This window comes from Nonomuraea sp. KM90 (assembly GCF_052246675.1).
In the GTDB taxonomy this organism is placed as follows: Bacteria; Actinomycetota; Actinomycetes; order Streptosporangiales; family Streptosporangiaceae; genus Nonomuraea.
Map to the genome: position 1 here is coordinate 1 of NZ_JBQQCB010000201.1, position 11,822 is coordinate 11,822.

An 11,822-nucleotide genomic window follows, 5' to 3' on the forward strand; every position below is an offset into this window, starting at 1 on the left:
CGCTGGGCTGGCCGTCCCGGATCAGGCGGGCCATGACGGCGCCGCAGCCGGTGATCTGCGCGCCTTCCCAGAGTAGGTCGGCTTCGTGTACGGGTTGAGCTCGCCGTCGGCGCTTGGCGAGTGTGCCGCCCGCGCGCAACCGGCCGCCTCTCCGACACCGGTGCGGAAGGCGCGGTGCAGGGCACGGGCCTGCGGGGGCGCGGAATCACCTGCCGGATGATGGCGGTGCCCAGAGCGTCCCACAGGCTGGGCTCACGGAGCCGCTGCACGGGGCCGAGCCGCCACACGGCGGCGGAAAGCCCATGGGCAGGCGGGCGCCGTCGGCCAGGATGACAGGATCGTGGGTGTCGATGACTGGGACTGGGCCGCTGCCCGACAGCCGGGTCATGGACGGGCCGGGCTCAGCGGTGATCAACCACACACAGGCGGGGGTTTACGCCGCGCGGGCGGGCGTCCCGTGCGGGGGCAGGTCCCACCCGGGTGGCCGAGCATCAGCGTCATCGTCGGTTCCCGTGGTTGACATCACCAGGTCGGCGCCACGCTACGGGACGCCGGGCAGATACCGCTGGGGATCGGGACGGGCGGGTAGACCAGGCCGGTCAGGGCTCTCGGGGATCCTCCTGGTGATGTGCGGCGGCAGCGGGGTGGGGCCGTGAGACCGAACCTCACCGTGTCCGAAGGGTCTGGTCTCACGGCCATCATCCGCCCGGGCCGGATGGCAGTCCGACCGGAGCGGAATGGGCCGCGCCGGGCGGGGCACAGCCCGTGGGAAGGCTCAGGTTGAGCGCAGCCGGTGACCTACCCACTTCAGGCCCGCGGGTCTGATCGGCCCGGCGGGCGTCTGCCGGGTCAGCATCTGGTGCAGGGTCCAGGCCGCGATGAGGGCCGTCACCGCGTCGTGCGGCGCGGTCCGCCAGCACGGGATCGAGGTGGCCAAAAGCTCCTCCACCCGCTTCGGCGGCCACCCGGCATAGATCAGGTGCACCCCGAACGGCACCAGCTCCGCCCAGGCGGCGCCGTACGCCGCCTTCGACCAGTCCAGCACGACGACGCGCGGGGTGTGGTCCACGAGCAGGTGGTGCGGGGTGAACTGGCCGTGCACGAGCGTGGAGCCGGTCACCGCGGCGAAGTCCATGCGGGCCAGCGCCGCTTCCCACACATCCGCTTCCGCCGCCGGGAACACGCGTGTGTCGAGGATCCGGCGAGCGTCCTCCACCACCTGCATGAGGTCGTCCTCGACCAGCGGTGCGCCGTCCGGCACGCTGGCGGCGGTGAACCGCTCACTGAACGTTTCCAGCGTAAACAGGATGGGGTCCAGGTTGGGCGATCCGGCCGACAGGCGCGGCGTGCGCGCGTGGTCGTTGATGTATCGGCTGATGAGCACGTGCGTTGCGTCGATCGTGCCGTGCCACACCAGTGGCGGGGCCGGGAGGTCGTCGCGGTGCGTGATAGCCCACTGCTCGCGCATGACCGCTGCGCCTGCGTCGGTGTCCTTGAGCGCGGCCTTGACGACGACGCCGCCGGCGTCGGTGGTGTGCAGGTGGGTGACCAGCGGGCCGCCGGCGGTGCTGGCGGGCAGGGGGATGACGTCCCGTATCTGCCCGCACTGGCTGATGATCGCCTCAACGACAGTGTCGTCGAGGTCCTCCCAGCGCAGGCGAGTCATGACAGCTCCAGGTGCCGGAATCCTCCGTACACGGCGTCCTTCATGTGAGTCGCTCCTTCGTGGATGTCGAGTCGATACGTCGGCGGGGTGCTTCGGGGGCGGCAGGGTGGGGAGCCAGAAATCGACCATGCCTTCCACGGTGATGTCGGGCCGGAGCATCCGTTTCTCCCTGTTGTGCGGTGAGTGGCGCGGGGGTGGCGCGCTTCACGAGCGAAGCCGGGCTCTTCCTATCGGAAGGCCGGCCCTCTGGTTGCGAAACCAGCGATATTGCCCCGGTCCGGGCCTGTGCCGGGGCGTACTGCTGCCGCCCATCACGGGGGCTCGGCCCGCAGCTGAAGCACCAGCGTGTGCGTGGTCACGGGACCAGCGTCCGCAGAGCGGAGGGCGCCCGGCGGATCGGCTTTCCTGACGGGCCTGCTGGGCCTGCCGGGCTCCAGCCACCTACCCCGAACAGACAGAGGCGGGTTGAGCGCGTAGTGGATGTAGAAGAAGACGCACATGATGGGGCCTTCGTGAGATGGCGGGGCGTTCTGAGCCGGCGCGTTGAGGGAGGAAGACGGGCGGGCGGCCGGGCAGACCCGCCTTCCTCCGTCAGGCCGCACGTGGGCAGCGCGCCGATGAGGTGAGCTCGCCGGGCCCTCCAGGGTGTGGGAATTCCGGCGGCCTGACGTTGGGACTCGTGCACCACGACGGATGCGGCTACCGCCGTGGTGCACGAGCGCGAGGGGCGCGGGCCGACGGGCTGAGATCCGGAATGGGACCGGCCCGAGCCGAGCACGCGGCACGGCATGGGCGAGCGCCCTGAGCCCGCGCCGTACCGCACCCTGAAGCATCCCGCCTGCAAGCGAGCCGTGCATCGCCACGGCTGCTCCGATCACCCGGCCTCCCTGGAGGCGAGGGGAAGACTTCCCGCAAGGATGTGCGGCTGCGCGGCCAGCTCAGCGGGCGAGCGCCACAGATCTCTTGCCGCGCAGTTCATGCGCTCCAGGAGTTCCTCCGGCTGGTCGGCCTCGACGACGAGGCCGGGAGCAGGGCAATACCCCTGGTAGAACACGACCAGACGGCGATCGCGTCGCGAGTACATCAGCCACGAGTCGGGCTGGCGGCGCTGCGGCCAGCGTCGGACGAAGGCGGCCCTTCCTCGTCTGCGTCGAAGTAGACGTTGATGTCGGTGCTCTCGTCGAGATCGAGCATGGTTCCTCCGTTCGTGACGAGGCGGCAACGGATCGAGCGGCGCAGGCCTGGCGGGGTCTAGGGTCGCGGACCTCGCCCGGCCTGCGACCAGGGTGCGCGGGGCGGCGGGGACAACTTCACCGGGCCGCTCCCGCACGATCGGGGCGGGCATCATTCGCGTGTGGCCAGCCACATGAGGAAGTGCGGCTGCTCCGAGGGCGGGCCAGGCTCCGGCATGAACTCGGTCGTCTGCACCACCCCGGGTTCCCGCAGGGTGAACCGGCCGGCCAGGGAGGTGATCTCCTCCCGGGTGCGGGGGTAGATGTCGATGCCGTGCGCGGCCTTGTACGCGGCCGTGCCGGCGGTCACCTTCACCGGGTCCACGCCGGCGGTGAACAGGTGTGTGGCAACCGCGACGCTCCCCGGAGCCAGGTGTTCCCACAGCGCGTCGAGGAGGACGCGTGCTTCCTGCATCGTCAGGAAGTGCAGCACCGCGCCGAGGATCATCACGGGCCGCCCGCGCATGTCGAGATGGTCGTGGAGTGCTGCCAGTACGGCGGGCACGTCGCGCAGGTCTCCCTGCACCACGGCCACCCCTGGTCCGCCGAGCAGTGCCCGCCCGGCCGTGATGGCGGTGAGGTCGGAGTCCAGCAGCAGCCACCGCCGCTCCGGCTGCTCCGCTTCAGCCACCGTGGTGAGGTCGGGCAGTTTGCGCTTGTTCAGCCTCTGCATCGGCCGGCCGCCACCGAAGTCGGCGAACTGGGTGTAGCCCTGGCGGGCGAGGTGCTTCACTGCGCGGCCGAGTGCGGCCAAGTTCTCTTGCGCCACCTCATCCACGTCCACGCCGGTGAGCGCCTGGCGCAGTTCGGCGACCGCTTTGCGGTCCGCGGCGTAGGCGTCGTTCGCACCTTGGAGCGCGGCATACGTACGTGACGGGGCGGCAGCGAACGGGTTGAACTTGCTGCCGGGTCCGCCGGGGCTGTCGCTCATCATGTGGTCCTCAGAGTGCTTGCTCGGATCGCTGCGGGGGCGGCGGAGACGGATCCTCTCTGGCGCCTTGTTGGGAACGTGAGTCAGTAAACGCTCCGCGCACCCTCGCGGTCACCCGGCGTGGCGACATATTTTCTATGCAGAGCTCACCTTGCTTGACCTGGTGTTTTGTGCGCGGCCAGGGTCGTTCTATGTCAGCGGTTCGGGGCGTGTCCGGAATGTGTGGTTGCCGAACACCCCTTGGTGACCGCAACCTTCTGGCAGAGCCTCACAAGGGAGAGCCTCACCGTGGTCAACGACATGAGGCGCAAGGTGAATCGCCTGCGCGCGCAGATGCTCCAGCAGAACCGCACAGTCGATGACATAGCGGTGGAGATCCGCATCCATTTCGGCTTATCGCCACTGGCCGCCTACCGGACGGCCCACGGCATGTCTCAGCCGGAAGTTGTCGATCACTATCGGGGGCAGTCACCGTCAGCGGTCATGGATCAGCCGCTGTTGTCGCGGCTGGAGATGTTCCCCGCGTTCGGCTCCAGGGCGCCGCTCGCCACGCACATCATCACGCTGGCCAGCATCTACCGCACTACGCCGCTCACGCTCCTGGATCCGACCGCGCTGGACAGGCTGGACCCGCAGGAGCGGGACGTCCTCATTAGGTGCAACCCGGGGTTCACCGCTGCGCCGCCCAGCCTGGGCGAAAGCACATTCTCAATATCAACAGCTCAGGTAGGGCTACCGGCACCCGGCAGCCTGAAAGAGGAGGTAGAAGTGATCGCTCGCCGAGCTATGCGGTTCGCCACGGGAGCTGAAGGCAGCAACGTGGGTCCCGAAATGCTGGAACAGATCCGCGCAGAGGTCGCGCACGTCGCGCGGCTCTACCCGCAGAAGTCCTTGGTGCACCTCATGAGCAGCCTGGCGGAGTTGCAGGACATGGTCTTCCGGCTGCTGGAGGGGAAGCAGCGGCCCGCCGAGTCCGCGGACCTGTACCTGTTGAGTGGCATCATCTCCGGCATGCTCGCTAAGTGCCCGTGTACAAACTGATCCCTGTCGTGCAGCGTTGGGCCGATATCGGGTGAAACTGTGACGTAGAGCGAATCTCCTGCGACATAAAGTGACCTTCCGGTAGCAACGGTGGTTATCCAAGCCCCGCCACCAACCGGAAGGTCTGCCGCCGTTGTACGCCACAGCCCCCATCACTGTCTCCCGTAACGACGAAACCGCCTGCTCGTGCGTGGCCTGCCGGTACGGCCGCGGAGCCGATCACCCGATCCGCCCACCCCGCTACACCACCGACATGACCGACGAAGAATGGCAGGCCATCAGGCCGTTGATGCCCTGGCCGGCCTGGTTACACGGCAACGGCGGACGACCCGAGAAGTACTGCCGTCGCCTGATCATGGACGCCATCCGGTACGTGGTCGACAACGGGATCAAGTGGCGCAAGCTGCCGCCGACTTCCTGGCGCCCTGGCGCACCGTCCACTCAATCTTCACCCGCTGGTGGCAAGACGGTGATCTCTATGCCCTGCACAACGACCTGCGCGAACAAGTCCGGATAGCCGACGGGCGCGAACGGGAGCCCAGCGCGGGAATCATCGACTCGCAGTCACTGCGGGCCGCCGAGACCGTCGCCGCCGGCTCACACGTCCAGCTCACCCTGGAAATCGTCAAGCGCAGCGACGATGTCAGCGGCTTCGTGATCCTTCCGCGCAGGTGGATGGTGGAGAGGACGCTGTCGTGGATCTGTCAGCGCAGGCGGTGCGTACGTGACTATGAGCGCTTATCCGAGCATCACGAGGCCATGGTCTTATGGGCGATGATCATCCTTATGGGACGACGACTCGCACGATCCACTTCTCCCAAGTCGCGCTGACGATCAGTTTGTACACGGGCACTGAGCCGCAGCAGTCAGGGAGATCGCCATCCCGGGATCGCTAGCGCTAGCGGCGATGAGCTCGATGCCGTCATCGGCCAACACAGGCCGGGGCCGGATCGGTGCTAACGGAGTGGTGCTCGACCGGACTGTGGGCGGCGCTGTCGGAGGTGGTGCGGCCTACGTCGAGAACTCGACCGCCCACCGGCAGTCGCAAAGCAGCAGCATCCATGCCGGCACAAGTCGCCTCAAGCACATGTTCGCCGAGGTGGTTGAATCCCACCTTATAGGCGTGCGCAAGCCGCACCAGGCGTTCTATGAACAGGTGCTCGCCAGCGGAGGCCCGCGGTCCACAGCATCCATCTTCCCTCCAGCTTGGGTGCGCTGGAGACTGGACGTCATGGCCGACGCCGTAATGCTGTTCCTCCTAGGCAAGCTCGCCGAAGCGGCAGGATCGCGTACGGCTGAGATGATCGCCCGGGACCTGCTCGGTCTTCAGGCCGCTGAGGTGCAACTGCTCACCGCCGTTCAGGAGAGCGTCGACAGCTTAATGGCCGGCCCGCTCAACAGCGGGCTCATGAAGCTGGATGCTGCACTGGCCGCGCACCGTCCGCGCAAGGAGCGCAGACGCCTGCTCAAGGAGGCGCGCAGTAGTTTCATGGATGCCCTCGGTCAGGAGACGCGCCCCTTGAACCGGTCGCTGGCCCACTTCAACCTGGCGGTCGTCTGGTATCTGCTCGACTCCCCGCGCGACGTTCCGGCGAATCTCCGCCACGCTCATGTGGAGGCAGCCAAGGGTGGCATCATCGTGCCCGGCAGCAACGAGCGGCGCTCCCGTTTCTCCTCATCACCACCGTCCCCAAAGCTGGATCAAGGGCGGCTGGACTACGTCAACCACATTGCGTTCGCCCGGCGTTCCTGGGGAAGTTGCAGCGTGGGAGCCCCGTACTTCTCCGTCAACGTGGTCGGACCTGTCTTCTTCGTCCCGGAGTCTGGCAGAAGTCCGTTCCCTCCGGCTCAACTTGCCCAGGCCGAGCAACGCCAGGCTCGCGAGGGACTGCCAGCTTCCCATATCCCTCGCTTCCTCAAGAACTCGAGCCCGTGCCAGGTCCTTCCTCAGACATTCCGATGCGCTACGCACCCCTACGGAGTCGTCGAAGCAGCGCCTACCCAATGAGCTCGACGGGGAGGCCCCCCACCTACTCAAATACGCGCCGCTGCCCTTACCTGGAGATCCACCCGTCCTGCAGCCACAGCAAGGATGCCGTTCGTGCTGGCCAGCAGCCCGCGAGGGGAAAGAAAGGGATCTTATGAGCACGGGGGACCGCTCTGCGATGGAGAATAGGCACCAGCGACATCGCCGAGAGCACCATCGTGGGATCGTTAGCACTAGCCAGCGATGAGTTCGATGCCGTCATACGCCAGCACGCTCCGGGCCGGATCAGCGATGACGGACTGGTGCTCAACCGGTCGATGGGCGCTGTCAGAGGTAGTGCGGCTCACGTCGAGAACACAGCCGCCCACCGGCAATTGCAACGCGGTGGCCTCCACGCTGGTACAAGGTCGCAGCCGAATCGCCTCGCTAACAGCGGCTGGGACTGCCCCGGCCCGCGCGAGCACGTCGTGGGGGTCGCGGATGGCGGTCGAGGCCGCGAGAGGTGTCCCGGACACGAGGTCGTAGGGGTACCAGGCGGAGTGCAGTTGCACCGGCTCCCCTTGGGCGAAGACGCGGTGCGCTCGCCGCAGCACAGCCGCGCGTTCCTGCAGCCCCAGCGCGTCCGCGACCTCGCTGCCCGCCGCCTCACGCGTCACTTCGAGCAGCTGAACGCTGCCCTGCAATCCCTGGTCGCGGCACTCGGCCTCCCACGATGCCAGATCTCCGGTGAGCAGAAGCGGACCCCGATACCGGCTGAGCCGCACCTTGGGTGCTGCCGGGTCGAGCACCACGGTCCCACGTCGGCGCACCGACCGCACTAGTCCGCGTTCGGTCAGCACTCCGATCGCGGCGCGTACCGTCTCCCGAGCCACTCCCCGCTCGCGGGCAATGTCCACAATCCGGGGCAACACGGATCGTGGTGGATAGGTGCCGGCCACAATGTCGCGAGCGAGCTCTTCAGCCAGGATCTGATACAGAGCAACCATACGCATCTCCTTTACACCTCACCTCACCCTAGAAGGCTCCGGCATCCCTCAAGCGTCGGGCACTTCGTCAATCAGGACGTGGCCGAGGCGGTCAACATCGTGATCGAGACGTTCCTCCTGCGCGAGGGCGGCGTGAACGCGGAGCGACGGGCCGCGTGGTCTGTCGTGTCTGACGATCTGTCGGTCGGTTCTTCGGGTGAGTGGAGTACCATTGCACTCCGTAACTAACGTTGCCAGTGCTGGTTTTGCGGGGCTGGGATTTCGAGGATGATGAACAGATAGGCATGATCATCTTTGTCGGCCCTGAGAGGAGACAGCCCCCTGACTATAATCCCGCGACTGGGGAATATGGCAGGCAGATCGTCCCTGACATGCTCGACCGTTGCACACGGGAAGAGCCCGCCGAACTTGCCAGCAGAAAATTGCTGTAAATCGTGAATCGGCTTGACTGATTTCTGGGCAGCGATACAGTACCGCTCGGAGCCGTTACAACTTTGGAGAGTCAGCATGGCTAAGCGGATCATTGAGTCCTTTATCGACGACATCGACGGCAGCGACGCTGAGGGGACCACCCGGTTCGCGCTCGACGGCACGAACTATGAGATCGACCTTTCGGGTGCGAACAGGGAGAAGCTGGAGAAGGCTCTGGCGCCGTTCATCAACAAGGGTCGTGCTGTGCGTGGGCAGCCGGGCCGGGGCGGGCGCGGCGTCGGTGGCAGCGTTCGCGCCATGAGCCGCCAGAAGTCCACCGAAATCCGGCAATGGGCTAAGGCTCAGGGCTTGCCGGTGAGTGAGCGAGGCCGCATCGCCGCCACGGTAGTGGAGAAGTACGAGGCCGCCCACTAACGAAGAGAAGTATGCGAGCCCGCTGCGGAGACGCCAGGTATCGAGGCTGGCGACACCAGTGGGCCGCGCAGCGACGGTGCGCGCTCATACCAAGGTTGTGAACCTCCACACGGCACTGGGATGCCTCGCCCGCTAGGGACCGGGTAACCATACGTCGGGCGCCACACCATGGGGCACCCGAGGTCGTACGCCGCACTAGGGAGGTCCACACCTGATGAATCGCAAGCCGGACAGGTCAGAGCACGCGCGGACCTCGACGGCCCTCCCGCGCACGATTCCCTCTGCCGTCTGAAGGCGACGGGCCTTCCGAAGAGCTTGATGGCGTGCATCGGCAGCGCTCCTCAGCTCGAACTCATGGCGGCTCGCAGAGTCGCTGCAACTTGGACGGGGTCTGATGGGTTCATGAAGATCCCGAGGGCCACCTCGAAAGCGCCCAGGTGCTTATTGGTACCGCTCGGCCGGCCGAAGGCCAGTACTTCGCACCGCAGATGACTACGCCTATTCGCAGGGTTCACGTCAAAAATCGAGACGATGTAGGGGTTGAAGTATGCCGCCTGCGTCGCGCGGAGTGACTGTCTGACCAACCCTGAAAGTTCGGCACAGGCGTCATCGTCGAGGTCGGCGAGGCTGACGTTGTGTTGCTTCGTGCTGATCCATATCTCGTACGGCACTCGGGGGGCCACCGTTATATAGGCAGAGAAGTTGTGTGATTCGCATATTACCGCGTCACGTTCGCGTGCCATCATGCCCTGCTGGCAAATGCTGCATGAGGTGCTGTCAGCGCCGGTGGTCACTGCGATCTTCTGGGGGATGAAAGGCAGGCCCAAGAGCTGACCGTGGGGGTGTTCCTGGCTCTGGCCGAAGCGTTGCCCTGCGGCCAGGAATGTGAATATGGCCTCTATCCCGTTCGTACGGAAGTGTTCGCTGTGCCGATCTCGGAGGCGCTGCATGAAGCGCGAGATTCTCGCGACATCACAGGTATGCAGATATTCATTGTGTCGTGGGGTGTAGATGACCACATCGTTTACCCCCACAATGCGATCGACAGCGTTGGCGTCCGTTCGCTTTCCGTTCGGGGCGACTGCGGAGGAGAGGACTGGATGCTCGTTGGGGAAGATCAAGCAATCGTATCGCTTTGTGGAAAGGTGACTGGGCGGGCAGAACGGGCATTCTTCGCAATGATCGGCGGTGATGCTCACGCTGGGGTCCTGTTCGCCGCTGGCAAGGGGGCTGATCGCCCCTCTCTCCGGCACCAGGAACACCCATTCACTTTGTGGGCCCAATCGGGCCTTGCTGCTCATGAGAATTCCCTGGAGAGCAATACGTGCGTTCTGATATCTGTCAACAACGTCTCCGCTCATCGGATTGCCGTACGCCGAATAAGCTCGCGCGGGATTTGTCGGAAGAGGCGAACGTTCTAGTGCCGCGAGCCTTCTCCGATCCTAAGCAGCGCGATCAGGGAAAACGCTTTATGTCCTATCTGATGTGCATCACATACCTGTTGTTGCCGGCGGTTTTGCGTTCGCGTCACGTGAAAAAGGCCACGTTGACGCATGACATGGTGTTTGCAAGGGCACAGCTGGCGTCGCGGGCCTGATCGCCGCGGGGCGCGGCGCGAAGGCGGGCCCAGCGGCGATCAGGCCCGCGTCGCCCGGATTTCCTCGAGGACCCCGCGCCTGACGTCATGCGGTGCTTGGACTGCAGAATCACATTGCTCCGGGTGAGCCTGACGAAGAGACTCGTCCTCCTGCTCGATGCGCTTAACTTCCACAGGGGAATACTCGTGCTGATGTGTGGCGTAAAGCGGCTTATAGCCGTAGGCGGTCATAGCATCGTAGGCGGCTGACTCGACCATGTGGACGAAGGCCCGGTGCTGCGGCTGGCGGTGTCTGCCCACGTTTTTGCCTTGCACAGGCTTATCCAAGTTCAGCCACAGGGACGACCGACGCGTGGCATATTGTGCGTCCGCTGCCCGATAGAATTCGGTGACGTCCTTGGAAAACTGCAGATTATACGCCCGACAGAGCTCCGCTATCGTCTCATGTGTCCTGTCGACCAGGGCCTCATACCTGATCTCAGCCCACCGCCTCGCCGGGAAAAGCTCACGAGCGGCTGCCGCCGCATATTGATCCCTGGCCCAGGCCCACCCGATCATAGCCGGATGCTTGGGTCCGATCGGTGCCGTTGCGAAGGAAAGCGCCACGTCCCGGGGGTCCCGAATCAGATGGAGGACCGCTAGATCAGGGATCGCGGACTGCAGCCTGTCCAGGTAGGACACATTTTCGAGGCTCTTTGATACCCACGCCGTACAGCCCGATTCCGCGGCGGCATCGTGGCAGGCTGAGTAGACATGTTCCAATGAGGCGCCGCGGCAGCGTTCCAACACCCTGTCCACGGACAGTCGGTGCGCCGGCCATTTCAATACGTTCGTCTCGATGACGCGAATCACGTCTCCGATGAGAAGGCGCAGGTTCTCCTCCATCCGGAGGTCTCCGTAGGAGCCGATCAGCTGAGAGAAGTCTTCGATGACGTGAGTCGAAGGAGGCGCGAACACTTCCGGCAAACGCCCCAGCATGAGGCGGAGCATGTTCGAGCCGGAGCGCTGGGTGCCGATCATCTGAATTCTCGTCTGGATCACTACATACCTGCCTTCTGGGGCGCGGCCTGGGCTAGGCGGGCCGACATACGCACGGCTGCGAACGACGTTCCGGATCCACGCCGTAGCACACCGGGTTTCTCATCGGGTGGAGCCATCGGACGGTTGGGGTGGAGGCCTGGCTGTCGGAAGGGGGCCGGTTCTTGCGCTGCGGGACGTGTGTCGGCTCATGCCGCAGACGGGGGCCGCGGGCATCCAGGGCTCGAGCACGGTTGCATGGCGGAACGCGCTGGCGGTCCGAGCGGCGTACGTTATTCGAGCGATGTGTCGTCGGTGAGGCCGGCCTTGACCGCCTTCTCGACGCTGGAAGTCTCGCCGGTGGTTGTGAGGTTCCGGCCTGCTCGTCATAGCCTCAGCTATTCAGCCGGGGCGGTAGCTGTGCTCTAGAACATGAGAAAAGGTGCCCCTGAACTGCAAGGATTCGGGTGTCGAAGCCATATCCGCTGCAGAAGCAGGTGCACCTTTCTGGTGAGTGAG

11 protein-coding genes and 1 pseudogene are annotated in these 11,822 nt (G+C 65.4%); 6 read left to right on the forward strand and 6 right to left on the reverse strand.

Features of this window, described 5'->3' with window-relative positions; translation table 11 throughout:
* Positions 1 to 775 precede the first annotated feature (775 nt).
* The 3 genes from ACTWPW_RS60085 to ACTWPW_RS60095 all read right to left on the reverse strand — a co-directional run bounded on the left by ACTWPW_RS60085 (position 776) and on the right by ACTWPW_RS60095 (position 3,832).
* On the reverse strand, positions 776 to 1,666 hold the full coding sequence (locus ACTWPW_RS60085; protein WP_443174387.1) for a phosphotransferase: 891 nt from the start codon (positions 1,664 to 1,666) through the stop codon (positions 776 to 778).
* A gap of 874 nt (positions 1,667 to 2,540) precedes the next feature.
* Complete coding sequence (locus ACTWPW_RS60090) at positions 2,541 to 2,750, reverse strand: hypothetical protein (protein ID WP_443174388.1); 210 nt, start codon at positions 2,748 to 2,750, stop codon at positions 2,541 to 2,543.
* Between the two features lie 260 nt (positions 2,751 to 3,010).
* The gene (locus ACTWPW_RS60095; protein ID WP_443174389.1) at positions 3,011 to 3,832 is read right to left on the reverse strand and encodes an SAM-dependent methyltransferase; all 822 of its coding nucleotides are present in this window, start codon (positions 3,830 to 3,832) and stop codon (positions 3,011 to 3,013) included.
* Positions 3,833 to 4,072: 240 nt separating this feature from the next.
* On the opposite strand from ACTWPW_RS60095, the gene ACTWPW_RS60100 reads away from it, so the two are divergent.
* From ACTWPW_RS60100 to ACTWPW_RS60115, 4 genes and pseudogenes are all read left to right on the forward strand, one after another.
* A complete protein-coding gene (locus ACTWPW_RS60100) occupies positions 4,073 to 4,870 on the forward strand; it encodes a hypothetical protein (RefSeq protein WP_443174390.1) in 798 nt (265 codons plus the stop codon).
* Between the two features lie 289 nt (positions 4,871 to 5,159).
* Positions 5,160 to 5,222 (forward strand): annotated as a pseudogene (locus tag ACTWPW_RS60105) (hypothetical protein); the annotation flags it as partial.
* Positions 5,223 to 5,263: 41 nt separating this feature from the next.
* Positions 5,264 to 5,701 (forward strand): transposase, encoded by a 438-nt coding sequence (locus tag ACTWPW_RS60110; protein ID WP_443174391.1) that lies wholly within the window; start codon positions 5,264 to 5,266, stop codon positions 5,699 to 5,701.
* 76 nt (positions 5,702 to 5,777) lie between these two features.
* Positions 5,778 to 6,878, forward strand: coding sequence for a hypothetical protein (locus ACTWPW_RS60115; RefSeq protein WP_443174392.1), 1,101 nt, complete (start codon positions 5,778 to 5,780; stop codon positions 6,876 to 6,878).
* Between the two features lie 212 nt (positions 6,879 to 7,090).
* Here ACTWPW_RS60115 and ACTWPW_RS60120 read toward each other — a convergent pair whose 3' ends face one another.
* Positions 7,091 to 7,843, reverse strand: a complete 753-nt coding sequence (locus ACTWPW_RS60120; protein WP_443174393.1) for a GntR family transcriptional regulator — start codon at positions 7,841 to 7,843, stop codon at positions 7,091 to 7,093.
* A gap of 78 nt (positions 7,844 to 7,921) precedes the next feature.
* Here ACTWPW_RS60120 and ACTWPW_RS60125 point away from each other — a divergent pair, with 78 nt between their 5' ends.
* Both ACTWPW_RS60125 and ACTWPW_RS60130 read left to right on the forward strand, forming a co-directional pair.
* Positions 7,922 to 8,071 (forward strand): hypothetical protein, encoded by a 150-nt coding sequence (locus tag ACTWPW_RS60125; protein ID WP_443174394.1) that lies wholly within the window; start codon positions 7,922 to 7,924, stop codon positions 8,069 to 8,071.
* A 279-nt stretch (positions 8,072 to 8,350) separates the two neighbouring features.
* Positions 8,351 to 8,689: a histone-like nucleoid-structuring protein Lsr2 gene (locus tag ACTWPW_RS60130; RefSeq protein ID WP_443174395.1), complete on the forward strand. Its 339-nt coding sequence runs from the start codon at positions 8,351 to 8,353 to the stop codon at positions 8,687 to 8,689.
* Positions 8,690 to 9,030: 341 nt separating this feature from the next.
* Here the strand turns inward: ACTWPW_RS60130 and ACTWPW_RS60135 are convergent, their stop codons facing one another.
* Together ACTWPW_RS60135 and ACTWPW_RS60140 are read right to left on the reverse strand one after the other, a co-directional pair.
* On the reverse strand, positions 9,031 to 9,990 hold the full coding sequence (locus ACTWPW_RS60135) for a hypothetical protein (RefSeq protein ID WP_443174396.1): 960 nt from the start codon (positions 9,988 to 9,990) through the stop codon (positions 9,031 to 9,033).
* Between the two features lie 335 nt (positions 9,991 to 10,325).
* A complete protein-coding gene (locus tag ACTWPW_RS60140; protein WP_443174397.1) occupies positions 10,326 to 11,306 on the reverse strand; it encodes a sulfotransferase family protein in 981 nt (326 codons plus the stop codon).
* Between the last annotated feature and the right edge of the window lie 516 nt (positions 11,307 to 11,822).

What these genes read in the sequence shown, in the direction of transcription:
- ACTWPW_RS60085 (WP_443174387.1), bottom strand. Translation starts at nt 1,666, where the DNA reads ATGACTCGCCTGCGCTGGGAGGACCTCGACGACACTGTCGTTGAGGCG.
- ACTWPW_RS60090 (WP_443174388.1), bottom strand. Translation starts at nt 2,750, where the DNA reads ATGTACTCGCGACGCGATCGCCGTCTGGTCGTGTTCTACCAGGGGTAT.
- ACTWPW_RS60095 (WP_443174389.1), bottom strand. Translation starts at nt 3,832, where the DNA reads ATGATGAGCGACAGCCCCGGCGGACCCGGCAGCAAGTTCAACCCGTTC.
- ACTWPW_RS60115 (WP_443174392.1), top strand. Translation starts at nt 5,778, where the DNA reads ATGAGCTCGATGCCGTCATCGGCCAACACAGGCCGGGGCCGGATCGGT.
- ACTWPW_RS60120 (WP_443174393.1), bottom strand. Translation starts at nt 7,843, where the DNA reads ATGGTTGCTCTGTATCAGATCCTGGCTGAAGAGCTCGCTCGCGACATT.
- ACTWPW_RS60130 (WP_443174395.1), top strand. Translation starts at nt 8,351, where the DNA reads ATGGCTAAGCGGATCATTGAGTCCTTTATCGACGACATCGACGGCAGC.
- ACTWPW_RS60135 (WP_443174396.1), bottom strand. Translation starts at nt 9,990, where the DNA reads ATGAGCAGCAAGGCCCGATTGGGCCCACAAAGTGAATGGGTGTTCCTG.
- ACTWPW_RS60140 (WP_443174397.1), bottom strand. Translation starts at nt 11,306, where the DNA reads ATGATCGGCACCCAGCGCTCCGGCTCGAACATGCTCCGCCTCATGCTG.